The following is a 25902-nucleotide window of genomic DNA, read 5'->3' on the forward strand; positions in this document are numbered from 1 at the left end:
CTTCCACCGCGGCCTTCCACCGGCCGTGGCATCGCCTCTGCTTGTGTTCGGGCGGCGCGATCCCTAGGTTCGCCCCGAAATCCTCAACCGGACGTGGCGTCGCGCTCCCGCTTCTTCGGGGCGCCCGCAGGAGGTTGCCATGGGCAGCATGAGTATCTGGCACTGGGTCATCGTCGCGGTCATCGTGATGCTGCTCTTCGGACGCGGCAAGGTGTCCGATCTGATGGGCGACGTCGCGAAGGGCATCAAAGCCTTCAAGAAGGGCATGGCCGAGGATGAGACGCCTCCGGTCAGCCAGGCCGCGCCGCCGCCGGCCGAGCCGGTCCGCACCATCCCGCACGCCACCGAGACGAGCCCCGGCACGGCGATCCCGGCGAGCCATCTTCCCGGCGGCGAGCGCAAGCCGGTCTGACGGCGGGCGCGACTGTAGGACTGGCAGAGCGCACGCGCTCGTGTAGAGCCTGACGGGGTCCGGCCACCGCGCCGGATCTCAGGGCAGCAGGACCGTCGACGACATGCTGGACATGAGCTGGGGCGAGGTGATGCTGATCGGCGGCGTCGCCCTCATCGTCATCGGGCCGAAGGATCTGCCGAAGGCGCTGCGCACCGTCGGGCAGATCACCTCGAAGCTGCGCCGCATGGCCGGCGAATTTCAGATGCAGTTCAACGAGGCGATCCGCGAGGCGGAGCTCGAAGACGTCCGGCGCGAAGTGGACGGGATCCGCAACACGGTCCGGAATGCGAGTTCGACCTTCAATCCCGTGCAGACCATCCGCGACGAGTTGAAGGGCGCCGTCGAGGGCCGGGCCAAGGTCGGCCCGGAGAAGCTCGGCCCGGAGAAGCCGCCGGTCGAAACCCGATCCCTCGCCGATGCCACGGCGCAGCTCAAGGCCGAGCAGGACGCCGCAGCACCGCCCTCGGTTCCGGGGCCGCCGCCCGCCGAATCGTCCCATGATCCTGCACCGCAGATGGCGGAGGCACCCCTGCCCGTGCCCGGGTCGGTGGACGATCCGTTCGGGCCTCCGCCCGCCCCGCATCACGCCACCGAAGAGTCCCAGAACGGCACGGCCGCCCGATGATCAGCGATGCGGACGAGGCCGAGATCGAGGCGTCGCGGGCGCCCCTGCTCGAACACCTGATCGAATTGCGGGCGCGGCTGATCAAGTCGCTGATCGCATTCGTGCTGATGTTCTTCGCCTGCTTCTTCTTCTCGCGCGATATCTACAACGTTCTGGTCTACCCCTATGTCTCGATCGTGGGTGCGCAGAACGCCGAGCTGATCGCCACGCACTTCCTCGAGCAGGTGTTCACCAACATCAAGCTCAGCGTCTTCGGGGCGGCCTTCCTGGCGTTCCCGGTGATCGCCACGCAGATCTACGCCTTCGTGGCCCCGGGCCTCTACCGCAACGAGCGGAAGGCGTTCCTGCCCTACCTCGTGGCCACGCCGATCTTCTTCGTGCTCGGCGCGCTGGTGGTGTTCTTCCTGGCGATGCCGCTGCTGATCAAATTTTCGGTGTCGCTCCAGCAGGTGGGCGTGGCCGGGGAGCCGACGATCAAGCTGCTCCCGAAGGTCGACGAATACCTGTCGCTGATCATGACGCTGATCTTCGCGTTCGGGATCGCGTTCCAGCTGCCGGTGATCCTGACGCTGCTCGGTCAGATCGGGATCATCGACGCGGCCTTCCTGCGGGAGAAGCGGCGCTATGCCATCGTGCTGGTCTTCGTCGCCGCCGCGATCCTGACGCCGCCGGACGTGATCTCCCAGCTCTCCCTCGCGATCCCGATGCTGCTGCTGTACGAGGCCTCGGTGTTCTCGGTGGCGCGGGTCGAGAAGCTGCGGGCGGCGCGGCGCGCGGCGGAAGGCCTGGAGCCGTGAGGCGGCGCGCCGGGCTCAGTCCGGCGCACGCAGGCGGTAGCCCACGCCGGTCTCGGTGAGCAGGTAGCGCGGGCGCTCCGGATCGGGCTCCAGCTTCTGGCGCAGCTGGCGGATATAGACGCGCAGGTATTGCGGATCCGACGAGGCCGGCGCGTGGCGCATGAGCTGCGCGTGGGTCAGCACCTTGCCGGCATGCTGCACCAGCACGCGCAGGAACTCGTATTCCCGGGGCGACAGCTTCACCGCGCGCTCGCCGACCCGGACGACGCGGCGGACGAGATCGACCGAGAGGTCGTCGACCCGGAAGACCGGCCGCTCCCCCTGCATGGCCAGGCGATGGCGCAGGGCCGTGCGGATGCGCGCCAGCAGCTCGTTCATGCCGAAGGGTTTGGTGACGTAATCGTCGGCCCCGAGATCGAGGGCCTCGACCTTGCCGCGCTCGTCGTCGCGACTCGACAGGATCACGACCGGCAGGTCGGGCCAGCGCTCGCGGATCGCCGCAAGGAGAGCATGGCCGGGCATGTCCGGCAGGCCGAGATCGAGGATCGCGAGATCCACGCCCCCGGCTTCCAGGGCGGCGAGCGCCGCGGCCCCGTCGGCGGCCTCGGCGACCGCGTAATCCTGCGTCCCGAGGCCGGTGCGGAGCAGCCGGCGGATCGGCGGCTCGTCGTCGATCACCAGGATCCGGGCAAGGCTCACGCGGGCTGTTTCCCGTAGCGGATCCAGGCGGCCGGACGGCTCATTCCGGCCGGAGCAGCACGTGCCGCTTCTTGCCGAAGGACAGCTTGATCACGCCGTCCGGGGTCAGGTCGCCCTGGCCGAGCATCGCCTTCTCATCCGTGACCGGTACATCGTTGACCCGCAGGCCGCCGCCCTTGATCTGCCGGCGCGCCTCGCTGGTGGAGGGAACGAGCTTGGCGACGTCCGGGCCGAAGGCGGTGAGGACCCCGAGCCCGGCCTCCAGGGTGGCCGACGGCACGGTCACGCTCGGCAGGTCGGCGGCCAGCGTCCCTTCCACGAAGGTCTTGCGCGCGGTCTCGGCGGCGGCCTCCGCGACCTCGCGGCCGTGCATCAGCGCGGTGGCCTCGGTGGCCAGCACCGTCTTGGCCGCGTTGATCTCGGAGCCGGCGAGCGCGGCGAGACGCGCGATCTCCTCCATCGGCAGCAGGGTGAACAGCTTGAGGAAGCGGGCCACGTCCGCGTCCTCGGTGTTCCGCCAGAACTGCCAGTAATCGTACGGCTTCAGCATCTCCGGGTTGAGCCAGACGGCCCCGGCCGCGGTCTTGCCCATCTTGGCGCCCGAGGATGTCGTCAGCAGCGGGCAGGTCAGGGCGTAGAGCTGCGGCGTGCCCATGCGGCGGCCGAGATCGATGCCGTTGACGATGTTGCCCCATTGATCCGACCCGCCCATCTGCATGACGCAGCCGTAGCGACGGTTCAGCTCGACGAAGTCGTAGGACTGGAGGATCATGTAGTTGAACTCCAGGAACGACAGCTCCTGGTCGCGCTCCAGGCGCAGGCGCACGCTGTCCATCGACAGCATCCGGTTCACCGAGAAATGCCGGCCGATGTCGCGCAGCATCTCGATGTAGTTGAGCTTGGTCAGCCACTCGGCGTTGTCGACCATCACGGCGTCGCCGGCCCCTTCGCCGAAGCGGAGGAACCGGTCGAAGGTCTTGCGGATCTCGGCCTTGTTGGCGTCGATCTGCTCGACGGTGAGGATCTTGCGGGTCTCGTCGCGGCCCGACGGGTCGCCGACCCGAGTGGTGCCGCCGCCCATCAGGGCGATCGGCCGCCCCCCCGTGGCCTGCAGCCAGTGCAGCATCATGATCGACAGCAGGTGCCCGACATGCAGCGAGGGCGCCGTGCAATCGTAGCCGACATAGGTGGTCAGCCGGCCTTCCAGGGCCGCGGCGTCGATGCCGGCCAGGTCCGAGGTCTGGTGGATATAGCCGCGCTCGGTCAGGATCCGCAGGAAGTCGGATATCGGCGCGAAGCTCTCGGCGGTCATGGCTGCCATCTCGGGTCGCGCGCTGGCGCGACAGGCCGAGGCCCCGCATGCTAGCTCGCGCTGGGTTCAGGATACGGCGCGCTCTTAGCAGGGCGTTGGCCGAAAGGCACGGGGCAGGGCGGCATGGCGATGATGCGCGCGATCGGACTGATGAGCGGCACCTCGCTGGACGGCGTCGACATCGCGCTGATCGAGACCGACGGCGAGCGGGTCCACGTGGTCAAGGGCCACAACAACTTCCTGGAGCCGCTGGGTCCCACCGGCTACCGCGGCTACGCCGACGACGAGAAGGCGCTACTGCGCGCGGCCACCAAGGATGCCGAATCCGTGCTCCATCCCGGCGACCGGCCCGGGCGGCTGCCGGAGGCGGAAGCGTTCGTCACCCTGGCCCATGCCGAGGCCGTGGAGCGCTTCCTGGAGGAGCACGGCCTGTCAGTGTCCGAGATCGACGTGATCGGCTTCCACGGCCAGACGGTGATCCACCGGCCGGACCAGCGCATCTCGATCCAGATCGGCGACGGGCAGGCGCTGGCGACCCGGCTCGGCATCCCGGTCGTCTCGGACCTGCGCCGGGCCGATATCGAGGCGGGCGGGCAGGGGGCGCCCCTGGTGCCGGTCTTCCACAAGGCGCTCGCCGAGGCCTCGGGCTTCGACGGGCCGTTCGGCATCCTCAACATCGGCGGCGTCGCCAACGCGACGCTGATCGACTCGAAGGGCGGCGTCATCGCCTTCGACACCGGTCCCGGCAATGCGCTGATCGACGAATGGATGCAGGAGCGCGAGGGCAAGAACCTCGACGATGGCGGTCGCACCGCGGCCCGGGGCCGTCCCGACGAGCAGCTGCTGGCCTGGCTGCTGACGCACCCGTTCTTCTTCCGCAAGCCGCCGAAGTCGCTCGACCGGAACTGGTTCTCCCACAAGCTCGCCGGCCAGCTCTCCACCGAGGACGGCGCCGCCACCCTGACGGCCTTCACGGCGCGCGCGGTGGCCCGCGCCCTCGACCACGCCCCCGAGATCCCGACCCGCTGGATCGTGGCCGGCGGCGGCGCGCGCAACGGCGAGCTGGTGCGGCTCCTCAACTATCATCTGCGCGCGGAGATCACGACCGCGGACGCCATCGGCTGGTCCTCGGCCTACCTGGAGGCGCAGGCCTTCGCGTATCTGGCGGTGCGTTCGCTCAAGGGCCTGCCGATCACCTTGCCGTCGACCACCGGGGTGCGCGAGGCGATCACCGGTGGGGTCCTGACGCGGCCGTGAGTCTCGGCCACGCGCTCCGGCGGATCGTCGAGGAATACCCGCTCGCCCGGCTCGACCCGCCGGCCGGCCATCCGCTGGCCTCCGTCATCCGCAAGGGTGCGCCTGAGGAGCTGCGCGCCGCACTGGCGCCGATCGACGGGCCGTTCCTGGTCAAGGGCAGTCCCGGGCGCGGAAGCCATTGGGCCGCGATCCCCTGGCTCGCCGTGTTCGACCCCGCCATCACCACCAGCGCCACGCGGGGCTACTACCTCGTCTACCTGTTCCCGGCCCATCGCGAGGCGGTGCACCTGTCGCTGGCGCAGGGAACGGTGGCGGCGATCCGGAGCCACGGTCCAGCGGCGGCCGGCGCCCATCTCCGTGCCAGCGGCGCTGCGCTCAAGGCGCGGCTCTCGGACTTCGCCGACGCGCTGCCGAACGCGACGATCGCCCTCGGCAGCGCGGGCGAATTGCCGGAAGGCTACGAGGCCGCCCACATCCTCGGCCTCACCTACGACCTTCCCGATCTCGGCGACGAGCGCCGGCTGCACCGGGATCTCGCTGTGGCGGTCGCGGCGTATCGGGCGCTGAAGGCGCGGGGCGGGCTCGACCTGCCCCGTTCGGATGGGACGGCATGAGATCGCAGGCCGCCGCGAGGGCCGTCCTGACGCAGCGACGCAATCCGGGAGCGCCGCTGTTCCGCTGCCCGGGATCGCTGCGCTGCGCCCACAGGGACGGGGATACCGAGCGAGCGAACGCATCCGCCAAGCCCTCCGCCAAGCCCTCCGCCCAGCCCTCTACCCAGCCCTCCGCCCGGCCCCTTGCAGGCACCGCGTTTGTGCCCCCGGCGCTCCCGCGCTAAGGCAACGGCGCCATGTCGCACAACACCTTCGGCCACCTGTTCCGCGTCACGACCTTCGGCGAGAGCCACGGGATCGCGCTCGGCTGCGTCGTCGACGGCTGCCCGCCGGGCCTGCCCCTGGAGGCCGAGGAGATCCAGGCCGAGCTGGATCGCCGGAAGCCCGGCCAGTCGCGGTTCACGACGCAGCGCCGCGAGCCCGATCAGGTGAAGATCCTGTCCGGCGTGTTCGCGGACGACCGCACCGGCGGCCGCCAGCTCACCACCGGCACGCCGATCGCGCTGATGATCGAGAACACGGACCAGCGCTCGAAGGACTATTCGGAGATCCGCGACAGCTACCGCCCCGGCCACGCCGACTACACCTACGACGTGAAGTACGGCATTCGCGACTATCGCGGCGGCGGCCGGTCCTCGGCGCGCGAGACCGCCGCCCGGGTCGCGGCCGGCGCCGTGGCGCGCAAGGTCATCCCCGGCGTGACCATCCGGGCAGCCCTGGTGCAGATGGGACCGCACGCCATCGACCGGTCCCGTTGGGACTGGGCCGCGGTCGGCGACAACCCGTTCTTCTGCCCCGATGCCGAGACGGCCGCTTTCTACGAGACCTACCTCGACGAGATCCGGAAGGACGGCTCGTCGGTCGGCGCCGTCATCGAGGTCGTGGCCGAGGGCGTGCCGCCTGGCCTCGGCGCGCCGGTCTACGGCAAGCTCGACGCCGATCTCGCCGCGGCGATGATGTCGATCAACGCCGTGAAGGGCGTCGAGATCGGCGACGGGTTCGCGTCGGCGGTCCTGCGGGGCGAAGACAATGCCGACGAGATGCGCGCCGGCAACGGCGATCGGCCGCGTTTCCTCGCGAACCATGCCGGCGGCATCCTCGGCGGCATCTCCAACGGCGAGCCGGTCGTGGTGCGCTTCGCCGTGAAGCCAACCTCCTCGATCCTGACGCCCCGCCGCTCGGTCGCCCGCGACGGCAGCGAGGTCGATCTCGTCACCAAGGGCCGGCACGACCCCTGTGTCGGCATCCGCGCCGTGCCGGTTGCGGAGGCCATGATGGCCTGCGTGCTGGCGGATCACTATCTGCGCCATCGCGGACAGGTCGGATCGCAGCCCTGATCCGGGTCCGTCCCAACGATTCGAGAATGCCCGTGCCCCACTGCTCCGTCACAGAGGCCATCGCGGCCTTCGCCCGCGGCGAGATCGTGGTCGTCACCGACGATGACGATCGCGAGAACGAGGGCGACCTCGTCGTCGCCGCCTCGCTCTGCACGCCGGAGAAGATGGCGTTCATCATCCGCAACACCTGCGGCATCGTCTGCGCGCCGATCACGCAGAGCGAGGCGCGGCGGCTGCACCTCGCTCCCATGGTGGCGTCGAACGACGCGCCGCTGGGTACGGCCTTCACCGTCACGGTCGACGTCAAGCACGGCCTGACCACGGGGATCTCGGCCGAGCAGCGCTGCAACACGGTGCGGGCGCTGGCCAACGGCAACATGGGTGCGGGCGACTTCGTGCGGCCCGGCCACGTCTTCCCGCTCATCGCCCGGGACGGCGGCGTGCTCATGCGCTCGGGCCATACCGAGGCCGCGGTCGACCTGTGCCGCCTCGCCGAGCTGCCGCCCGTGGGCGTGATCTGCGAGCTCGCCAACGACGACGGCACCGTGATGAAGGGGCCGCAGATCGAGGCCTTCGCCGAGACGCACGGCCTCAAGCAGGTCTCGGTGGCCGATCTCATCGCCTACCGGCAGGCACGCGACCGGCTGGTGGAGCGCGTCGGCCACTTCACGGTCCGCTCGAACCACGGCGACGTGAACGCCTACGTGTTCTCGACGCCCTTCGAATCGATCCAGCAATTCGCCTTCGTGATGGGCGACATCGGCGACGGCCGGGACGTGCTGGTGCGCCTGCACCGCTCCAACGTCGCCGCCGACGTGATCGGCGGGGGAAAGCAGATCGACGCCGTGCTGAAGCGCTTCGCGGCCGCCGGGCGGGGCGTGCTGGTCTATCTCCGGGACGGGACTGCGGGCGTGCCGGTGAAGACCGTCACCGACGAGGGCACGGAGGCCCTGCGGGCGCGGCAATGGCGCGAGATCGGGCTCGGCGCCCAGATTTTGCGCGATCTCGGCGTGGTTTCGATCCGCAACCTCGCGACCTCGTCGCGCTCCTATGTCGGCCTTTCGGGATTCGGCATCGAGCTCTTGGGCGACGAGCCCCTGGAGGGCTGACGCTCTTCAGGCGCGGCGCAGGACGGTCCACACCGCCGCGCCGGCCATGATAGCGGCGGCACCCCGGTTCAGCCGCACGCGGATGGCGGGCCGTCGCAGGGTCTCGCGCGCCCGGGCCGCCAGCGCCGCGTAGGGCGTCATCACGGCGAGCAGGATCGCGGCCGTGAGCAGGATGAGGGCGACGACATCGGCCGCCGTCACGCGCCGCAGATCGACGAGCGTGGGCAGGATCGCGAGGTAGAAGACGATCGTCTTCGGATTGCCCAGGGTGATAGTCAGCCCGGCGACGAAGCTGGTCAGCGGCCGGTCGCGGGCTTCGCCCGCGATCCGGACAGCCGTTCCGGCGGCGCGCCAGAGCCGGAACGCCAGGTAGGCGAGATAGAGCGCCGCGCCGTAGCGGATGACGGCGAAGACCGCGCCGAACGCCTCCGCGATCAGCGACAGGCCGAAGATCGCGGCGGCGAGATAGGTCAGATCGCCGAGGATCAGACCGGCCGAGAAGGCCATCGCGGCGCCGAAGCCCGAGCTGAGGGCCCGCGCGACAAGCGCGACGACGCCGGGTCCCGGCACAGCGGCGGCAACGCCCAGGGCCAGCGCATAGGTCAGGAAGCCCGTGAGCGTCATCGGCCGAAACCCGGACGGGCTGCGCCGGTGCGGTCGACGCGCTGGCGCGCAAGCGACGGCATCCGGCTCAGCGGCAGCATGGCGGCGGTCTCCCCGAAGCGCAGATTATGGCGCGCGCGGGAGCGGGTGCAATCGCGATGCGGCGCCCCCGTCAGCGCCCCATCAACGCGTCGACATGGGCGGCCACCGATTTGCCGAGCCCCTCGAGACTGTAGCCGCCCTCCAGGATCGAGACGATCCGCCCGCCGGCGCAGCGGTCCGCGACGTCCATGAGCCGGCGGGTCGCCCAGCCGAAATCCTCCGCTTCGAGGCGCAGATTGGCCAACGGATCGAGCCGATGCGCGTCGAAGCCGGCGGAGATCACGATCACGTCCGGCCGGAAGCTTTCCAGGCGCGGGAGGATGCCGGTTTCGAAGGCTTCGCGAAACACCTCGCCGTCGTCGTTGGGCCGCAGCGGCACGTTGACGATCGTGTCCTTCTCGCCGCGCTCGGACGACGCCCCGGTCCCCGGGTAGAGCGGCATCTGGTGGGTGGAGCAGTAGAGCACCGCGGCGTCGTCCCAGAAGATGTCCTGGCTGCCGTTGCCGTGATGGACGTCCCAATCCACCAGGGCCACCCGCTCGGCCCCGTGCTTCTGGCGGGCGTGGCGTGCCGCGATGGCGGCATGGTTGAACAGGCAGAAGCCCATCGACCGGGTCCGCTCGGCATGGTGGCCCGGCGGGCGCATGGCCACGAAGGCGTTGCGGCACCCGCCGCCGACGACGGCATCGACGGCGTGCATTCCACCGCCCACGGCCCGCAGCGTCGCCTCCAGGCTCCCCGCCGACAGGATCGTGTCGGAATCGATGCCGACCATGCCGTGCTCGGGCACCGCCGCCACCAGCGCGTCCACGTAGGCGCGCGGATGGGCGAGCGTCACCGCCTCGATCTCAGCCTTGGGTGCAGAGGCCCGCACGAGGCCGGCGAAGCGCTCATCCTCCAGGGCCCGCTCCACGGCGCGCATCCGGGCCGGCCGTTCCGGATGTCCCTCCGGGACCTCGTGATCGAAGCTGGCGGGATGGCTCACGTAGAGGGTGGTCACGAGGGTCGCTCCCGGATGCTCTCCTGTCGCGCACCTGCAACAGGAGCCGGCAATGTGCCACGGGCCCAACGCGCGGACTACGGCGGGGTGCCGTTGCCCCCTTATGGTTGCGCGATTCTTCCGTGGGACGGACCCGGATCATCAATCCATCGAGGCTCCGTCCACCGCCGCGAGGATCGTCGGGGCAGGGCCATGCGCATCACATCGGTCATCGGCTGCGCGCTGTTGCTGGCGGGCTGCACCTTCAAGGGCGTGCCCGATCCGGCCCTTTCGGCCCGCGATGCCGAATTCATGGCCCTGGTCCCGGATGCCGAGTTCGATCCGCACTTCGCCCGCTATGAGGTCGCCGATCCTACCCGGGAATCGCCCGGCACGATCGTGGTCGAGACGAAGGAGCGGCAGCTCTACCTCGTGCTGCCGGGCGGCAAGGCGATCCGTTACGGCGTGTCGGTGGGCGACGAGGCCTATGGCTGGACCGGCACCGCCCGAATCGACCGCAAGGCGGAATGGCCGGCCTGGAATCCCCCGGCCGAGATGATCAAGCGCTGGCCGCATGTCCACGCCATGCAGGGCGGCCCGATGAATCCCCTCGGCGCCCGCGCCCTGTACCTGTCGGATCACGGCCGGGACACGCTCTACCGGATCCACGGCACCAACGAGCCCGAGAAGATCGGGCAGGCGGTCTCTTCCGGCTGCATCCGGATGCGCAACATCGACGTGGTCGACCTCTACAACCGGGTCCCCGTCGGGGCCTCGGTCATCGTCCGGTAACGCAACCGGTCAACGTCCCAATAAGCCTGCTTGCTCGGGGGGTGTTTACCTGAACTTCCGTTCAGATCTCGCCATTAACCTCTGGAAGGGAAGCGGTCCCGTAAGTTGAAGACACACAGGGACTAGCACCGGCCGCAGCAAAGGTCGGAGGAGCAGGCGATCATGACCACCATCTCCGTTCAACAGTTCTGCAACCATGCTGTTTCGACCGGCACGATCAGCGACGAGGACCTGCTGGTCCTGAAGCGCGAGGTTCTTCCGGAAGGCCTCATGAACCGCGAGGACGCCGACCTGCTGATCGCCCTCGAGCGGGCCGTGATCGGCTCCGACGCCTTCGCCGACTTCCTGGTGGCCTCGGTCGTCGACTTCGCCGTTTGGGGCTCGCGCCCGACGGGCTACATCGACCGCGACGTCGCCGCCTGGCTGGCCGCCTCGCTCAGCGGCCGCGACGGCCCGAGCGCGGTGGGCGCCCGGATCGCCATGGAAGTCGTCCGTGAGGCGCAGAGCAGCGCAGAATCGCTGGTGGCCTTCGCCCTCGAAGCCAACCGCCGCGCCCGGGACACGGTTTCGGCCCCGCGGATGACCTTTGCCCTGGCGGCGTGAGCCTCGGAGCAACGCACAGCTTCCGTCCGCGGCGCAACTGATCTATCGGGACAGTCAAGCCGGTGCGCAATCCGGCGATCTCGAAAGCAGTGCGCCAGCGATGTTCGAAAAGATCCTGATTGCCAACCGGGGCGAGATCGCCTGTCGCGTGATCAAGACCGCCCGGAGGATGGGCATCAAGACCGTAGCGGTCTACTCGGATGCCGATCGCGACGCCGTGCACGTCGCCATGGCGGACGAGGCGGTCCATATCGGCCCCGCTGCCGCATCCGAATCCTATCTCGTGATCGAGAAGATCGTCGAGGCCTGCAAGACGACCGGCGCCCAGGCGGTCCATCCCGGCTACGGCTTCCTGTCCGAGCGCGAGGCCTTCCCGAAGGCGCTCGAAGCCGCCGGCATCGTGTTCATCGGCCCCAACCCGGGGGCCATCGCCGCCATGGGCGACAAGATCGAGTCGAAGAAGGCGGCGGCCGCCGCCGAGGTCTCGACCGTTCCGGGCTTCCTCGGCGTGATCGAATCACCCGAGCACGCCAAGACGATCGCCGACGAGATCGGCTACCCGGTGATGATCAAGGCCTCCGCGGGCGGCGGCGGCAAGGGCATGCGCATCGCCTATTCGGGCGACGAGGTGGCGGAGGGCTTCGCCCGCGCCAAGTCGGAGGCGGCCTCCTCCTTCGGCGACGACCGCGTCTTCATCGAGAAGTTTATCACCGACCCGCGCCACATCGAGATCCAGCTGATCGGCGACAAGCACGGCAACGTCGTCTATCTCGGCGAGCGCGAGTGCTCGATCCAGCGCCGTAACCAGAAGGTGATCGAGGAAGCGCCGTCGCCGCTCCTCGACAAGAAGACCCGCCGGAAGATGGGCGAGCAGGCGGTCGCGCTGGCCAAGGCGGTGAACTACGATTCGGCCGGAACGGTCGAGTTCGTCGCCGGGCAGGACAAGTCCTTCTACTTCCTGGAGATGAACACCCGTCTGCAGGTCGAGCATCCGGTCACCGAGATGATCACCGGCCTCGACCTCGTCGAGCTGATGATCCGGGTCGCGGCCGGCGAGAAGCTGCCGATCACCCAGGACGACGTGAAGCTGAACGGCTGGGCGGTGGAGAGCCGCGTCTATGCCGAGGACCCGACCCGCAACTTCCTCCCCTCGATCGGCCGGCTGACCACCTACCGTCCGCCGGAGGAGGGCCGGCAGGGCACGGCGATCGTGCGCAACGATACCGGCGTGGAGGAGGGCGGCGAGATCGCCATCCACTACGATCCGATGATCGCGAAGCTGGTCACCTGGGCGCCGACGCGCGCCGAGGCGATCGCCGCGCAGGGTGAGGCCCTCGACGCCTTCGCCATCGACGGCATCCGCCACAACATCCCGTTCCTCTCGGCGCTGATGGCCCATCCGCGCTGGCAGGAGGGGCGGCTGTCCACAGGCTTCATCGCCGAGGAATTTCCCGAAGGCTTCACGGCGCCGGAGCCGGCCGGGCCGGTGGCCATCCGCATGATGGCCGCCGCGGCGGCGATCGACCACAAGCTCAACCAGCGCAAGCGCGGCATCTCCGGACAGATGCGCGCCCCGGGCCTCTTCGCCTTCGAGCGCGAGCGCGTGGTGATTCTGGCCGGCCAATCCTATCCCGTGACCGTCGAGCCGGAGGGCGAGGACATCCTCGTGACCCGGGACGACGGCACGGCGCTCACGGTGGCGAGCGCGTGGCGCCCGGGCGAGCCGGTCTGGATCGGCACGATCGGCTCCGAGCGCGTGGCGATCCAGGTGCGCAGCCTGCTCAACGGCGTGTTCCTGCAGCATGCGGGCGCGGCCGCCGAGGGCCGGGTCTATACCCGCCGCGAGGCGGAGCTCGCCGCCCTGATGCCGGTGAAGGAGCAGGCGGGCTCGGGCAAGCAGGTGCTCTGCCCGATGCCCGGACTCGTGAAGCAGATCCTGGTCACCGAGGGCCAGGAGGTAAAGAACGGTGAGCCGATCGCGGTCGTCGAGGCGATGAAGATGGAGAATATGCTCCGCGCCGAGCGCGACGCCACGGTGGCGAAGATCCACGCCAAGGAGGGCGACAGCCTCGCCGTCGACGCGGTGATCCTGGAATTCGCCTGATCGCGGCAGGCGCGTCGCATCCGCCGTCGCGACGGCGGTTCACGACGCGCAGACCACGCTCCTGGCGACAGCGCTGAACAACAGCGCCGGTGCTTCGCGGTGATCGGCTGCGTCACGCCGATCACCGCCATGAGCTTCGGGATCGCCAATGCGCCCGTCCTGCGGCCGGCGACCGCTTTCTTCGCGGCGATCTGGCCTTGTGCGGCGATGGGCTTACATTGGATCGGGAGGCGCGTGCTGCGGCGCATCAGACCATGGGCTCGGGGGAGATCTTCGTGACATTCGTGATCCCCACCTTCACGCTGGCACTCGCCTGTGCGGCCATGCGGGCGAACGAGTGGTCGGTCCAGCGCGACGAGCGCAAGCCCGGACGGTAATTCGGGCGCTCGGCCGACCAAGCGCGGCCACATGCCCCTCTATTTCGCCTACGGCGCCAACATGGATGCCGCCGCGATGGCGCTCCGCTGCCCGGTTTCGCGGCTGATCGGCGGCGGGCACCTGCCGAATTACCGCTTCATCATCATGCGTGAGGGCTACGCCTCCGTCGTGCCCGATCCCCGACGCACCGTCTGGGGCGTCCTGTGGGAGTTGGCTGTCGACGACATCCCGGCGCTCGACCGCTACGAGGGCGTCGCCGGGGGGCTCTACACGAAGGCGGCGCTCCCGGTCCGCACGGGGGAGGGCGTCAAGCGCGCTCTGATCTATCGCGGATGCTCAACCGCGCTTGGCCGCCCGCGGCCCGGATATCTGGACGCCGTCGTCGCGGCGGCGCGCGCGGCGCAGCTGCCGTCGGCCTATCTCCGGGAACTCAGCAGTTGGGCCCGCGGCCTTCCCGCCTGAGCGCCGCGCACTTGGTACGCGACATGCTTGCCCACGATCGAGCTGGAGGGCGAACGGCAGCACCACGCCTGGCCAGCCATCCATGATTGCGCAGCGCGCCCGTCGGCCAACGATGATTGGCGTGCGCCTGCGAGGGAGAGTTGTACATGTCGTATTTGGCGCCCGCCGATTTCGTGAAGAAGGCCGTCGATGCCGGTGAGGCAAAGGTCTTCATGGCGACCAAGGATACCTTCATCCGGGCCTACATGGCCGGCGCGATCCTGGCGCTCGCCGCCGCCTTTGCGGTGACCGTCAACCAGGCGACCGGTCAGCCTCTGGTCGCGGCGCTGCTGTTCCCGGTCGGCTTCTCGATGCTGTACCTGCTCGGCTACGACCTGTTCACCGGCGTCTGCGTGCTGACCCCGCTCGCCCTGATCGACAAGCGGCCGGGCGTCACCCTCGCCGGCGTCGCCCGCAACTGGGTGCTGGTCTTCTTCGGCAACTTCGCGGGCGCGCTCACCACCGCGGTGTTGATGTCGATCGTCTTCACCTTCGGCTTCGCCACCGAGCCGAACGCCGTGGGCAAGCTCATCGCCGGCATCGGCGAGGCGCGCACCCTCGGCTACGAGAAGTACGGCGCCGCCGGGATGCTGACCCTCTTCGTCCGCGCCATGCTGTGCAACTGGATGGTCTCCACCGGCGTCATCGGCGCCATGCTGTCGACCTCGGTGCCCGGCAAGGTCATCGCGATGTGGATGCCCATCACGGTGTTCTTCTTCATGACCTTCGAGCACTCGGTGGTGAACATGTTCCTGTTCCCGTCGGCGATCCTCATGGGCGGCCACCTGACGGTGATGGACTACCTGCTCTGGAACGAGATCCCGACGCTGATCGGAAACATCGTGGGCGGCATCGCCTTCACAGGCCTGATGCTCTACTCCACCCATGTCCGCACCGGTGCGACGCGGAGCCCGGCCCTGGGTGCCGGCGTCCGTCGCCCGATCGCGGCCGAGTAAGGCCATCCCGGCCCGCGTCGCCAGGCGCGGGCCCAGTCAGACGAAGCGGCACCCGCATGAGCGAGACCCGGACGATTTCAGTCATCGTCACGGGTCGCGTCCAGGGCGTCTCCTACCGGGCCTGGACGCAGGCGGAAGCCCGCGCCCGGGGCCTCTCGGGCTCCGTGCGCAACCGCGACGACGGCACGGTCGAGGCGGTGTTCAGCGGCTCACCGGAGGCCGTGGCGGCGATGGAGGCCCTGTGCCGGTCGGGTCCCGCCGGTGCGCGCGTGACCGACGTGGCCGTGCGTGCCGGCGGCGACGTGCCGCCCGGCGGCGGATTCCGGATCCTGCGCGACTGACCTCGGCGGCGCGGGTTCAGTACGCGCCCGCGGGCTGATATGCGGGATCGCCCCCTCGCGAATCCGCCATCCGGAGACCATGAACGACTTCTCCGCCGGCAGCGCCGCCTTCTCGCACCTCGACCTTGGGGCGCTCCTCTACTTCATCGTCGCCTGGGTCGCCTACGGCCTCTCCGTGGGCCGGCTGCGCGGACGGATGGTCTCCCTCAGCCAGATCATGAACGGCCACCGGGCCAACTGGGCGCGCCAGGTCATCGGCCGCGACAACCGGGTGGTCGATACGCAGATCAACGCCTCCCTGCAGAACGGCACGGCCTTCTTCGCCTCGACGTCACTGATCGCCCTGGGCTCCGTCCTCACCCTGTCGCGGTCCGGGGACGATGTCCTGAACCTGTTCGCGACGCTGCCCTTCGGGACGGTGGCCAACCGCCTGACCTGGGAGTTGAAGGTCGCCGGCCTCGCACTGATCTTCGTCTACGCCTTCTTCAAGTTCGCCTGGGCCTACAGGCTGTTCAACTACACGGCCATCCTGCTCGGCGCCGTGCCGCCGAAAGGATCCGGCGCGAGCGACACCGAGATGCTGCGGGCCGTGCGGCGGCTCGCGGCCATGAACGTCAGCGCCGGGCGTCACTTCGCCCGCGGACAGCGGGCGTTCTTCTTCGCGCTCGCCTATCTGGGCTGGTTCATCAGCCCCTACATCCTGTTCGTCTCGACGACCGCCGTGGTGATCATCATGTGGCGCCGCCAATTCGCCTCGGAGATCCGCAAAGCGCTTCTGGAAGCCGGGGAGGGACCGCACGAGGGGCCGCTCGACGCTCCGCTCCTGTCGCCCGCCGAGGAGGCACGCACATGACCGACGCACGACCCGACGACGACGCCATCGAGACGACGATGCTGCGCCTTGTGACCGAGCGCGGCGCCGACAAGACCGTCTGCCCCTCGGAAGTCGCCCGCGCCCTCGGCGGTCCGCATCCGGATGGCTGGGGGCCACTGATGCAGCCCGTGCGACGGATCGCGGTGCGGCTCGCCCATGCCGGGCGCATCGCGATCCTGCGAAAGGGAAAGGCCGTCGATCCGGACGATTTCCGGGGCGTCTACCGGCTGTCGTTGCCGGGCTCGGGCGCGGGAAACCAGTCGGGCGTGTAGCCGGACCAGCGGTAGACGGCGAGGCCGATCCACTCCTTGATCGCGAGGTCGAACTGGAGGAGCCCGTCCGAGGCGAAGCCGTGGACACGGGTCACGTCACCCCAGCCGCGGGTCCGGTAATCCACCGGGAAGGCGTCCACCGTGAAGCCCGCTTGGCGGAAGCAGCCGATCGCCCGCGGCATGTGCCAGGCCGAGGTGACGAGCAGCCAGCGCTCGCCGGGCTTCGGCTGCACCAGAGCGGCCGAGAATGCGGCGTTCTCCTGCGTGTTGCGTGAGCGGTTCTCCAGGATGAGGCGCGTCCGCGGCACGCCGATCACATCCGCCTGCCGACTGACGATGTCGGCCTCCGCGATGCCGCCGGCGATGAAGCCGCTGCCGCCAGAGAAGACCAGCCGCGCCCCGGGAAAGCGGCGGGCGAGGTCGGCGAGGTAGATCGGTCGCTCGCCGGCATCGTTGACGACGATCTGATCCCGCGCTTCCGAGAGGCCGGCCTCGATCCCGCCCCCCAGCACGATGATCCCCGCCGGCGCCGGACCGTCGGCCGGATAGGGCGGGAACCGCTGCTCGAGGGGCAGCAGGACCATTTCCGACACCGGCGACAGGCCGCCTGCGGCGAGCAGCAGCGCGCCGAAGAGCGCGCATCCGAACCCGGTTCTGCGCCACCGCGTCATCGCCGTCAGGCCGAGGCCGACCAGGATGGCGAAGATGCAGAAATTGGAGGGCGTGATCAGGAAGAAGATCAGCTTCGAGGCGGGGAAAAACACGGATCTCAAGCCGGCTTCGTCTCGGACTCGAACCGGGCCAGGGCGGCGGCATCCGGCGGAAGCAGGCTCGCGAGCGTGGCGCCCCGCTCCACCTCGCGCTGGATCCAGAGATCGAGACGCTGCTGCTCCACGGCTTCGAGGGCGACGCGCTCGGCGATCGCGGCCGGCACGGCGACGATTCCGGTGGATTCGCACACGAGGATGTCGCCCGGATGGATCGCCGCCCCTCCGCAGGCCACCCGCTCCTGCGTGCCGACCAGGGCGAGGGTGCCCCCGGCGGCTGCCGGCCGGCTCCAGGCCGGGATGCCGATCTCGTCCGGCAGGGCCGCGTCGGTCACGAGGCCGACGGCGCCCCGCTGGGCGAGCCGCGCGGCCAATATCGCCCCGAACGGCAGGGCGAGGCCGGACGCGGCGGCATCGATCACCACGACCGCGCCGTCCGGCACGGCGTCGATGGCGGCGGCGAGGTCGCCGGCGGCATCGTCACGGGCTGGAATCATCCGCATCGTGTAGGCGGGGCCGACGACGGCGCCGCTGCCGCGCGCCGAGAGGCCGTGCGGGGTGAAGGCCTTCACGCCGGCCCGCGTCAAGGCGCGGGCGAGGCTCGCCGGGGTGACGGCGGAGAGCGCATCGCGCAGGGTCGGATCGATGGCCATCGGGGGCTCCGTGAAAGGCCGGCCCCGGTCCGGGCGGCGCGGTCGGGAAAGGTGGATCGCGCCGGCGCGCCGGCAAGTCCGAAGGGGCCGTCAGGCGATGGGCTCGCCCAGGGCGCGGGCGGCGCCGGGCCGGGCGGCCACCCGCTCGTACCAGCGGTGCAGCGCCGGGCGCTCGATCCGCTCGGCCGGCAGGTTCAGCCAGCGATGCGCCGCGCAGCCGAGGGCGATGTCGGCGATGCTGAAGCCCTCGCCGACCATGTAGGTCCGCTCCGCGAGATGGCGGTCGAGGATCGCGGCCATGGCCTCGCTCTTCTCCAACGAGGCGGCGATCAGGGCACGGTCGGGCGCGGCCGCCCGGTAGAGTTGCCAGAACGCGTCGCGCATGGCGGGCGTGAAGCTCGTGGCCTGCCAATCGACCCATTGCTCCACGTGGGCGCGCGCCCGCGGATCCGCCGGCAAGGCCAGGGCCGGACTGGTCGCCGCGAGGTAGCGCAGGATCGCGTTGGATTCCCAGAGGACAAAGCCGTCCTCCTCCAGCGTCGGGACGAGACCGTTCGGGTTCAAGGTGCGGTAGCCGGGATCGTTGACGACCCCGTGGGCACCGCCGGCCGCGACCCGCTCGTAGGGCAGGCCGGCCTCGTCGAGCCCCCATACGGCCTTCTGCACGTTAACCGAGGTGAGGCGGCCCCAAAGCCTGCGCATGGTCGATGAGTCTCCGTCACACCTGAGGCGGGTAGGCATGATCCTGCCCGTTCGGATCGGTCACGCGGACCCCGTCCCCGGTCTCGCGGAGGTAGCCGGGGCCGATCGGCACCTTGCCGTGCCCGCCGGGAATGTCGAGCACGTAGGTCGGCTGGGCGAGGCCCGAGAGGCGGCCGCGCAGGGCGCGCATCAGCTCCTGCCCCTCGGGCACACCCGTGCGGAGATGGCCCGTTCCGGGGGCGAGATCGCCATGATGGAGGTAGTAGGGCTTGATCCGGTTCTCCACGAGAACTCGCATCAGCGCCTCGAGGGTCGCGGCCTCGTCGTTGACGCCGCGCAGGAGCACCGACTGGCTCACCAGGGGGATGCCCGCATCGACCAACCGGGCGCAGGCGGCGCTGGCGGCGGCGGTGAATTCCCGCGGATGGTTGGCGTGGATGGCGACGAAGACCGCCCGCCCGAAGCGCTTGAGCGCCTGGACGAGCGCGTCGGAGACGAGATCGGGTTTCACCACGGGCACGCGGGTATGGACCCGCATCACCCGGACATGCGGGATGGCGGCGAGGCGCTCCGCGATGACGCGGAGGCGGCGCGGCGAGAGCGCGAACGGGTCGCCGCCGGTGAGCACCACCTCCCAGATCCGCGGATCCTGCGCGATGTAGGCGAGGGCGGTGTCGAGCTCGGCGTCGGTGAGTGTCCCGAGCCCATCGGGTCCGACCATCTCCCGGCGGAAGCAGAAGCGGCAATAGACCGGGCAGACATGGAGCGGCTTCAGCAGCACGCGGTCGGGATAGCGATGCACGATCCCGGTCACGGGGGCGTGGGCGGCGTCGCCGATCGGGTCGGCGCGCTCCTCCGGCGTCGCCACGGCCTCCTCGGCCCGGGGGACGAACTGGCGGCCGATCGGATCGTCGGGATCCTGCGGGTCGATCAGTTCGGCCATGTCGGGCGTCACCGAGACGGCGTAGCGCGCGAGGACGGCGCCGAGGGCCTCGGCCTCCGCCCCGGAGATCAGGCCGGCGGAGAGAAGGTCGTCCGCGCTGCGCAGGGCCCGGTTCATGGCCGCGTCTCCGCCACGGGTGTCCAGATCACGTCCTCGATCCGGGTTGCCCCGCAGGCCAGCATCGCCAAGCGGTCGAAGCCCAGGGCGATCCCGGACGCCTCCGGCATGACGGCGAGCGCCGCGAGGAAGTCGTCGTCGATCGGGTAGCGCTCGCCGTAGACGCGCTGCTTCTCGGCCATCTCCGCCTCGAACCGGCGGCGCTGCTCCTCCGGGTCGGTCAGCTCGCCGAAGGCGTTGGCGAGTTCGACGCCGCAGGCGTAGAGCTCGAAGCGCTCGGCCACGCGCGGATCGTGCGGCGCCGGACGGGCGAGGGCGGCCTCGCTGATGGGGTATTCGCACAGGATGGTCGGGCGGCCGAGGCCGAGATGCGGCTCGATCCGCGCGACGAGGACGCGGGAGAACAGGTCGGCCCAGGTGTCGTCCGGGACGACCCGGAGCCCGGCCCCGGCGACGGCGGCGGCCAGGGCATCCCGATCGGTCGCACCGCTCGGCGTGACGCTGGCCAGGAGGTCGATCCCGGCGAAGCGGTCGAAGGCCTCCGCCAGGGTCAGGCGCTCCGGTTCCGCGAAGGGATCCGTCTCCCGGCCGCGGAAGACGAGACGGCGGGCGCCCGCGGTCTCGGCCGCGCAGGCGAGCAGCGCGGCGCAATCCGCCATCAGCGCCGTGTAGGCGGCGCCGGCCCGATACCACTCGAGCATGGTGAACTCGGGATGGTGCAGGGGCCCGCGCTCGCGGTTGCGGAACACGCGGGCGACGCTGAACAGCCGCGTCTCGCCCGCGGCCAGAAGCTTCTTGCAGGCGAATTCCGGTGAGGTGTGAAGGTAGAGGGGCGTGCGGGCACCGCTGGCGCCGATCGCCTCCGTGGCGAAGGCCGACAGATGCGCTTCGTTGCCGGGCGAGACCTGGAGGCAGGCGGCCTCGGCCTCGATGAAGTCGCGGTCGGAGAACCATGCGCGGAACGCCGCGAGGATGCGGTTGCGCAGGAGCAGCGCCGGGCGCCGGTCGGCGTGGCGGCCGGCTGACCACCAGGGGGAGGCCGCGCCCGTCACGACCGGCCTCCGCGTCCGCTACGGAGCGAGTCCGGCCGGCTCCGACCGTACGGCGTCGCGTTCTCGAGCACTCTCAATCCTCGGCCCTGACTGGCTCCGGACCGCGGAGACGCGCCGCGGCCGAGGCTGTGTGCCATCGACGGTTCACGCCCGCCCGCTGGCAACCGCGGCGCAGATGCGATAGTGGCGGGGTCCGAGATGCAGCGCCCGCGCTTGGCGCGTGCCGGCCCCCATGTCAATGCAGGACGCAATTCCGTGAAGGTGATCGCCTCAACGCTCCGTAAGGGCAATGTCGTCGAGAAGGATGGCAAGCTCTACGTGATCCTGTTCGCCGAGAACATCCACCCCGGCAAGGGCACGCCGGTGACCCAGCTCGACATGCGCCGGATCACGGACGGCGTGAAGGTGTCCGAGCGCTACCGGACGACCGAGCAGGTCGAGCGCGCCTTCGTGGAGGATCGCGAGCACACCTTCCTTTACAGCGATGGAGAGGGGTTCCACTTCATGAACCCCGAGAATTACGAGCAGATCGCCGTGCCGGAGGACGTGGTGGGCGATGCCGCCCCGTACCTCCAGGAGGGCATGGCGGTGATGCTCTCGGTCCATAACGGCGTCCCGCTGACGATCGAGCTGCCGCAGCGCGTGACCCTTGAAGTCGCCGAGACCGAGCCGGTCCTCAAGGGCCAGACCGCCTCCTCGTCCTACAAGCCCGCGACCCTGTCGAACGGCGTGCGCACGACCGTGCCGCCCCATATCGCGGCCGGAACCCGCGTCGTCGTCATGACGGCCGACGGTTCCTACGTCGAGCGCGCCAAGGACTGATCCGGTCCTCGCCGGTCGCCGGGCCCGGGCGGTCCGGCGCCGGGCTCAAGGCGCGGCCCGCGCGGCCGCGTCCAGGGTGGCGTAGCAGGCCTGCGAGAGCCCCTGCGCGCGCAGGCGCTCCGTCCCGCTGAAGGGGCGCCCATCCTCCCGGAACAGATCCTCGCGGAGCAGCGCCTCCGACGTGCAGCGCGCGGCGATGCGGCAGAGCGCCGGCTCGCCGCCCGTGCGGGTGCAGATCGTCACGTAATCGGCGCGGAACGCCCGCAGCCCGGCGCGTGGATTGGCGCCGATCACCGTGACGACACCGGTCAGCAGGGCCAGCAGGACGGGCTGGTGGATGAGGTAGATCGCGAGGCTGTGGCGGCCCGCGAAGGTGGCGGCGCGCCCCAGGCGCGTGCGTGGAGCCCAGGCCCCGAGGCGCGAACGGGCAAGCTTCGGCAGCGCCAGTCGACCCAGGACGATCCCGGCCAGAACCAGCCCGAACCAGGGGAAGAGCGGCACGTAATCGTTCGTCCGTGGCACGACCGAGCCCAGGCCGAGAAAGGACAGGGCCGCGGCGTCGAAGATGGGCGCGTGCACGACATGCGGTGCGGCGAGGAAAGCGGCGGCCGCAACGGCCGTGACGGGCACCGGCAGGTACAGGAACGGCAGCCCGAGCAGGCTCGAGACGGCGATGCAGTGGAGCACGCCGAAGAACACGAACGCGTCCGGGAACATGACCCAGGTGCCGAGGGTCACGAGCAGCGCCGCCCCGCCGATCCGCGCGAACCGCAGCAGGGTCGGCCGGACCCGGACGCCCCGGCCGTTCATCAGCACGAGCCCGACGCCGACCAGAAGCAGGAAGCTTCCGGCGATCGCCTCGGCGGCGTGCCGGCCCAATGGGGTCAGCGCGTAATTCTCCGCCGTCAGCCGCAGGTGGCCGAGATCCCAGACCGTGTGGTAGCTCGCCATCGCCGCCAGGGCTGCGGCCCGGGCGGCGTCGATGACCGGCCATCGGCGCTGCGCAGCCGGTGATGCGGAGACGGGGCGGTCGAGGGTGACGTCAACGGACATGATGGTGCTCCCAAACCATGTCGGCGCCGCCCTTTCCACCGGAACCGGCTCGGGGCGCCTCGGCCCATCGTGACGCTGGCGCGAAGGCTCTCGGAAACGTGAAGGCGGTGGGCACACGAATGCGCGGCGGCGGTCCGCAGCGGGGGATCGGAAAAACCCTTCGGCGGCCCCGGCGCTTAAACCCCGTTTTCCCCGGGAGCTGCGACCGATCGACTGTTGCGGCCCCGCCTCCGTGCGCCAAGATTGCAACTTCGCGGGGCTCATCAGACGGCCAAATGGGCTTCCCGGCCATCAGGACTTCGTTAATCTTGCCGGGAGAGCGCGCGGCGTGATTCGGTGTAGGTTGCTCGGCCATGTCTGACGAACGCGGATCCGGGCCGGAGAACCCCGAACGGTTGCCGGTCGCCCGAACCGGCGAACAGGGTCAGTACGAGGACGAGGCTCTCGATCTCGTCGAGGTGGCGGGGCACATCAAGTGGTTCGACGTCTCGAAGGGCTTCGGCTTCATCGTGCCCGACGACGGCGCGCCGGACATCCTGCTGCACGTGACCTGTCTGCGTCGCGACGGGTATCAGGCCGCGAGCGAGGGCGCACGCATCGTCGTGGAAGCCGTCGAGCGCCCACGGGGCTGGCAGGCGTTCCGGGTGATCTCCCTCGATCAGGCCACGGCGGTGCATCCGTCCGAGATGCCCATGCCGCGCACCCACGTCACCGTGACACCGACCAGCGGATTGGAAACGGCCGTCGTGAAGTGGTTCAACCGCCTGCGCGGGTTCGGCTTCCTCACGCGGGGCGACGGCACGCCTGACATCTTCGTGCACATGGAGACGTTGCGGCGCTACGGGATCGCCGAGCTGAAGCCCGGGGAGTCCGTCCTCGTCCGCTATGGCGACGGCTCGAAGGGCGTCATGGCGGCCGAGGTCCGGCTGATCGACGGGGCGATGCCCGTCTCGCATTAGTTTGCGCCCTTCCGGCGGCGCGCAGCCTGCGCCATAGGCTTGGCGAATCGGCGGAAATCCGGCGCCGGATTCCCCTGTCGCACATCCTGGTCTAACACCGGCGACGGGCGCGCGGGCCCGCGCGCCATTCCTCGAGAGGCTTGAGCCTGTGAGATCCATATTCCGCGCCGCCTCGGCGGCCGCACTAGCCTGTCTCGCCTTGAGCGCGGTCGGCCCGGCCCCGGCTGCTCGGGCGCAGGCTGCGGCGCGCGCCGCTGCGGTCAAGTCGGAGCCGCTGACGATCATCACGAAGTCCGGACCCAAGCGCTTCGACGTCGAGGTGATGCGCGACGACGCCGCCCGCGCCCGGGGCCTGATGTTCCGTCGGCACATGGCGGGGGACCACGGCATGCTGTTCGATTTCGAGCAGGACCAGCCCGTCACCATGTGGATGAAGAACACCTATCTGCCCCTCGATATGGTCTTCATCCGCGCCGACGGGACGATCAGCCGGATCGCGGCCGATACCGAGCCGCTCTCCACCGCGATCATCGCTTCGGGCGGCCCCGTCCTCGCGGTTCTGGAACTGAATGCGGGAACCGCGGCGAAGCTCGGGATCGCGCCGGGCGACCGGATCGAGCACGCCATGTTCAAGGCCCGCTGACGTCCATCCCGGCCCGCGAACGCACCGGGAACAAGTGCCTTGACCGCCGCCGAATTCCGCGCCAGTGTTCCGGCAATGTTCCGGTGCGCCGGAAGGCAGGTTCAGGGCGGAGGACCCGATGGGCAACGCAGCCGCGGCCGAACTGTTCGGCAATGACGACTGGTCGGTCCAGACGGACGGGATCGAGCACCGGGAGACCGGCTATTTCATCGCGCGCGGCGCCCTGGCCATGCGCCGGGCCGAGGGCTTGTGGGACTGGCCGCTGCAGATGGCCGAGAAGCGCTGGTGCCGGCCGAGCCTGTTCCGGGAAGCCTTCCTGGCGGCCCTCGACCGCTTCGGCATTGCGCGCGACGCCGAGCTGATCCGGTCCTTCGCACTGGGCTACGGCATCCGCGCGGTGGTCGCACCGGCCGCCGACACCTTCGTCAGCCTGGGTGAGATGCTGACGCCGCGCGAGACGCTTGAACCGATCCGGGTGACCGTGCGCCGGCCGGCGCGGGCCCTGGCTGCCGCAGGGGCGTGACGGACCAGCGGCGGGCGGATGATTTGACCCGAGCCGCCGCACGCGGATAGCCCTCATCCTTGAAGCAAGGGAGAGAGCATCATGGCGGATCACGACCGGGCTGGACTCGACGGGCTGATCACGCCGCCCTTGTCCCGGCGAGGCTTCGTGATGACGAGCCTGATGAGTGGCTTGACCCTCGCGACCACCCGCGTGGAAGCTCAGGTGATCCACACGGACCCGACCGGCATCGAGGCCGGCGAGGTCAAGATTCCGGCCGCAGACGGGCCGATGCCGGCCTATCGGGCGGTTCCGGAGGGCACCGGCCCCTTCCCGATCGTTCTGGTGATCGAGGAGATCTTCGGCGTCCACGATTATATCAAGGACATCTGCCGCCGGCTCGCGAAGGCCGGCTACTGCGCGGTGGCGCCCGAACTCTACGCCCGCCAGGGCGATCTCTCGACCATGTCGGATCCCAAGCAGATCATCCGGGACGTCATCGCGAAGACGCCGGACGCGCAATGGATCGGCGACCTCGATGCGGCGGCCGCCTGGGCGGCTTCGGCGGCGAAGGGTGATCCGAACCGGCTCGGCGTCATGGGCTGGTGCCGGGGTGGACGCGACGTGTGGCTGTACGCGGCGCATCGTCGCGACCTGAAGGCGGCGGTCGCTTGGTACGGGCCTGTCGGCGGCGAACGCACCGACATTCAGCCGCGCACCGCCGGCGACGTGGCCGCCGAGATCCATGCTCCGCTGCTCGGCCTGTATGGGGGAGCCGATACCGGTATCCCGGTAAAGGCCGTGGAAGAGGCGCGCGATCGTGCTCTGGCGGCGGGCAAGAGCGTCGAGATCGTGGTTTATCCGGATGCGCCGCACGGCTTCCACGCGGATTACCGTCCGAGCTACCAGCGTGAGGCTGCCGAGGATGGCTGGACACGCGCTCTGGCTTTCCTGAAGTCACACGGTGTCGGCTGAAAAGA

General features: G+C 70.0%; 30 protein-coding genes. 20 read left to right on the plus strand and 10 right to left on the minus strand.

The window, feature by feature from the left end; all coding sequences use genetic code 11:
* Positions 1–139 precede the first annotated feature (139 nt).
* The 3 genes from PQI07_RS18475 to tatC all read left to right on the plus strand — a co-directional run bounded on the left by PQI07_RS18475 (position 140) and on the right by tatC (position 1876).
* The gene (locus PQI07_RS18475) at positions 140–412 is read left to right on the plus strand and encodes a twin-arginine translocase TatA/TatE family subunit (protein ID WP_043355642.1); all 273 of its coding nucleotides are present in this window, start codon (positions 140–142) and stop codon (positions 410–412) included.
* Positions 413–515: 103 nt separating this feature from the next.
* Positions 516–1079, plus strand: coding sequence for a Sec-independent protein translocase protein TatB (tatB, locus tag PQI07_RS18480; protein ID WP_274927150.1), 564 nt, complete (start codon positions 516–518; stop codon positions 1077–1079).
* Positions 1076–1876 (plus strand): twin-arginine translocase subunit TatC, encoded by an 801-nt coding sequence (tatC, locus tag PQI07_RS18485; RefSeq protein WP_043355639.1) that lies wholly within the window; start codon positions 1076–1078, stop codon positions 1874–1876. Before tatB ends, tatC begins: the two co-directional genes overlap by 4 nt.
* 15 nt (positions 1877–1891) lie before the next feature.
* On the opposite strand, the gene PQI07_RS18490 is transcribed toward tatC, so the two are convergent.
* Positions 1892–2575: a response regulator gene (locus PQI07_RS18490; RefSeq protein ID WP_043355638.1), complete on the minus strand. Its 684-nt coding sequence runs from the start codon at positions 2573–2575 to the stop codon at positions 1892–1894.
* A 40-nt stretch (positions 2576–2615) separates the two neighbouring features.
* Positions 2616–3887, minus strand: coding sequence for a tyrosine--tRNA ligase (tyrS, locus tag PQI07_RS18495; RefSeq protein ID WP_274927151.1), 1272 nt, complete (start codon positions 3885–3887; stop codon positions 2616–2618).
* 123 nt (positions 3888–4010) lie between these two features.
* Here tyrS and PQI07_RS18500 point away from each other — a divergent pair, with 123 nt between their 5' ends.
* The 4 genes from PQI07_RS18500 (at position 4011) to ribB (ending at position 8204) form a co-directional block, all read left to right on the plus strand.
* Positions 4011–5144: an anhydro-N-acetylmuramic acid kinase gene (locus PQI07_RS18500; RefSeq protein WP_274927152.1), complete on the plus strand. Its 1134-nt coding sequence runs from the start codon at positions 4011–4013 to the stop codon at positions 5142–5144.
* The gene (locus PQI07_RS18505) at positions 5141–5758 is read left to right on the plus strand and encodes a DUF3578 domain-containing protein (protein WP_274927153.1); all 618 of its coding nucleotides are present in this window, start codon (positions 5141–5143) and stop codon (positions 5756–5758) included. Before PQI07_RS18500 ends, PQI07_RS18505 begins: the two co-directional genes overlap by 4 nt.
* Positions 5759–5994: 236 nt before the next feature.
* Positions 5995–7095 (plus strand): chorismate synthase, encoded by a 1101-nt coding sequence (aroC, locus tag PQI07_RS18510; RefSeq protein ID WP_111473880.1) that lies wholly within the window; start codon positions 5995–5997, stop codon positions 7093–7095.
* A gap of 32 nt (positions 7096–7127) precedes the next feature.
* On the plus strand, positions 7128–8204 hold the full coding sequence (gene ribB / locus PQI07_RS18515) for a 3,4-dihydroxy-2-butanone-4-phosphate synthase (RefSeq protein WP_043380842.1): 1077 nt from the start codon (positions 7128–7130) through the stop codon (positions 8202–8204).
* Positions 8205–8210: 6 nt separating this feature from the next.
* Here ribB and PQI07_RS18520 read toward each other — a convergent pair whose 3' ends face one another.
* Together PQI07_RS18520 and PQI07_RS18525 are read right to left on the minus strand one after the other, a co-directional pair.
* A complete protein-coding gene (locus PQI07_RS18520) occupies positions 8211–8828 on the minus strand; it encodes a LysE family translocator (protein WP_043380771.1) in 618 nt (205 codons plus the stop codon).
* A gap of 151 nt (positions 8829–8979) precedes the next feature.
* Entirely contained in the window at positions 8980–9909 is a 930-nt protein-coding gene (locus PQI07_RS18525; RefSeq protein ID WP_043380769.1) for a histone deacetylase family protein, read from the minus strand.
* Positions 9910–10101: 192 nt separating this feature from the next.
* On the opposite strand from PQI07_RS18525, the gene PQI07_RS18530 reads away from it, so the two are divergent.
* The 8 genes from PQI07_RS18530 (at position 10102) to PQI07_RS18565 (ending at position 16709) form a co-directional block, all read left to right on the plus strand.
* On the plus strand, positions 10102–10680 hold the full coding sequence (locus PQI07_RS18530) for a L,D-transpeptidase (RefSeq protein ID WP_043380766.1): 579 nt from the start codon (positions 10102–10104) through the stop codon (positions 10678–10680).
* 162 nt (positions 10681–10842) lie between these two features.
* Complete coding sequence (locus tag PQI07_RS18535) at positions 10843–11283, plus strand: hypothetical protein (protein WP_043355628.1); 441 nt, start codon at positions 10843–10845, stop codon at positions 11281–11283.
* A 100-nt stretch (positions 11284–11383) separates the two neighbouring features.
* Complete coding sequence (locus tag PQI07_RS18540; RefSeq protein ID WP_274927154.1) at positions 11384–13387, plus strand: acetyl-CoA carboxylase biotin carboxylase subunit; 2004 nt, start codon at positions 11384–11386, stop codon at positions 13385–13387.
* A gap of 408 nt (positions 13388–13795) precedes the next feature.
* Positions 13796–14227 carry a gamma-glutamylcyclotransferase family protein gene (locus PQI07_RS18545; protein WP_274927155.1) on the plus strand — a complete coding sequence of 144 codons (432 nt, stop codon included), beginning with the start codon at positions 13796–13798 and terminating at the stop codon, positions 14225–14227.
* A 146-nt stretch (positions 14228–14373) separates the two neighbouring features.
* Positions 14374–15222: a formate/nitrite transporter family protein gene (locus PQI07_RS18550; protein WP_274927156.1), complete on the plus strand. Its 849-nt coding sequence runs from the start codon at positions 14374–14376 to the stop codon at positions 15220–15222.
* Positions 15223–15278: 56 nt separating this feature from the next.
* Complete coding sequence (locus PQI07_RS18555; protein ID WP_075380371.1) at positions 15279–15563, plus strand: acylphosphatase; 285 nt, start codon at positions 15279–15281, stop codon at positions 15561–15563.
* Positions 15564–15642: 79 nt separating this feature from the next.
* The gene (locus PQI07_RS18560) at positions 15643–16416 is read left to right on the plus strand and encodes a DUF599 domain-containing protein (protein ID WP_043380763.1); all 774 of its coding nucleotides are present in this window, start codon (positions 15643–15645) and stop codon (positions 16414–16416) included.
* Positions 16413–16709: a DUF3253 domain-containing protein gene (locus PQI07_RS18565; RefSeq protein ID WP_179696753.1), complete on the plus strand. Its 297-nt coding sequence runs from the start codon at positions 16413–16415 to the stop codon at positions 16707–16709. Before PQI07_RS18560 ends, PQI07_RS18565 begins: the two co-directional genes overlap by 4 nt.
* Here the strand turns inward: PQI07_RS18565 and PQI07_RS18570 are convergent.
* The 5 genes from PQI07_RS18570 to epmA form a co-directional block, all read right to left on the minus strand.
* Positions 16658–17473, minus strand: coding sequence for a YdcF family protein (locus tag PQI07_RS18570; RefSeq protein WP_179698847.1), 816 nt, complete (start codon positions 17471–17473; stop codon positions 16658–16660). The two genes, PQI07_RS18565 and PQI07_RS18570, sit on opposite strands and share 52 nt — an antisense overlap.
* Positions 17474–17478: 5 nt before the next feature.
* Entirely contained in the window at positions 17479–18129 is a 651-nt protein-coding gene (locus tag PQI07_RS18575) for an RraA family protein (protein WP_043356989.1), read from the minus strand.
* Between the two features lie 90 nt (positions 18130–18219).
* Positions 18220–18831 carry a glutathione S-transferase family protein gene (locus PQI07_RS18580; protein WP_274927157.1) on the minus strand — a complete coding sequence of 204 codons (612 nt, stop codon included), beginning with the start codon at positions 18829–18831 and terminating at the stop codon, positions 18220–18222.
* 16 nt (positions 18832–18847) lie between these two features.
* Positions 18848–19891: a lysine-2,3-aminomutase-like protein gene (locus PQI07_RS18585; protein WP_274927158.1), complete on the minus strand. Its 1044-nt coding sequence runs from the start codon at positions 19889–19891 to the stop codon at positions 18848–18850.
* A complete protein-coding gene (epmA, locus tag PQI07_RS18590) occupies positions 19888–20943 on the minus strand; it encodes an EF-P lysine aminoacylase EpmA (protein WP_043356984.1) in 1056 nt (351 codons plus the stop codon). Before epmA ends, PQI07_RS18585 begins: the two co-directional genes overlap by 4 nt.
* Positions 20944–21141: 198 nt before the next feature.
* On the opposite strand from epmA, the gene efp reads away from it, so the two are divergent.
* Positions 21142–21765 (plus strand): elongation factor P, encoded by a 624-nt coding sequence (gene efp, locus PQI07_RS18595; RefSeq protein WP_197739341.1) that lies wholly within the window; start codon positions 21142–21144, stop codon positions 21763–21765.
* 45 nt (positions 21766–21810) lie between these two features.
* Here the strand turns inward: efp and PQI07_RS18600 are convergent, their stop codons facing one another.
* On the minus strand, positions 21811–22818 hold the full coding sequence (locus tag PQI07_RS18600) for a heparan-alpha-glucosaminide N-acetyltransferase (RefSeq protein ID WP_274927159.1): 1008 nt from the start codon (positions 22816–22818) through the stop codon (positions 21811–21813).
* Between the two features lie 353 nt (positions 22819–23171).
* Here PQI07_RS18600 and PQI07_RS18605 point away from each other — a divergent pair, with 353 nt between their 5' ends.
* From PQI07_RS18605 to PQI07_RS18620, 4 genes are all read left to right on the plus strand, one after another.
* Complete coding sequence (locus PQI07_RS18605) at positions 23172–23777, plus strand: cold-shock protein (protein WP_274927160.1); 606 nt, start codon at positions 23172–23174, stop codon at positions 23775–23777.
* Positions 23778–23925: 148 nt separating this feature from the next.
* On the plus strand, positions 23926–24420 hold the full coding sequence (locus tag PQI07_RS18610; RefSeq protein WP_043757887.1) for a DUF192 domain-containing protein: 495 nt from the start codon (positions 23926–23928) through the stop codon (positions 24418–24420).
* A gap of 118 nt (positions 24421–24538) precedes the next feature.
* Positions 24539–24943 carry a hypothetical protein gene (locus PQI07_RS18615; RefSeq protein WP_043347060.1) on the plus strand — a complete coding sequence of 135 codons (405 nt, stop codon included), beginning with the start codon at positions 24539–24541 and terminating at the stop codon, positions 24941–24943.
* An 81-nt stretch (positions 24944–25024) separates the two neighbouring features.
* A complete protein-coding gene (locus PQI07_RS18620; RefSeq protein WP_274927161.1) occupies positions 25025–25897 on the plus strand; it encodes a dienelactone hydrolase family protein in 873 nt (290 codons plus the stop codon).
* The last annotated feature ends 5 nt before the right edge of the window (positions 25898–25902 follow it).

Source organism: Methylobacterium sp. 092160098-2, from assembly GCF_028920805.1.
In the GTDB taxonomy this organism is placed as follows: Bacteria; Pseudomonadota; Alphaproteobacteria; order Rhizobiales; family Beijerinckiaceae; genus Methylobacterium; species Methylobacterium fujisawaense.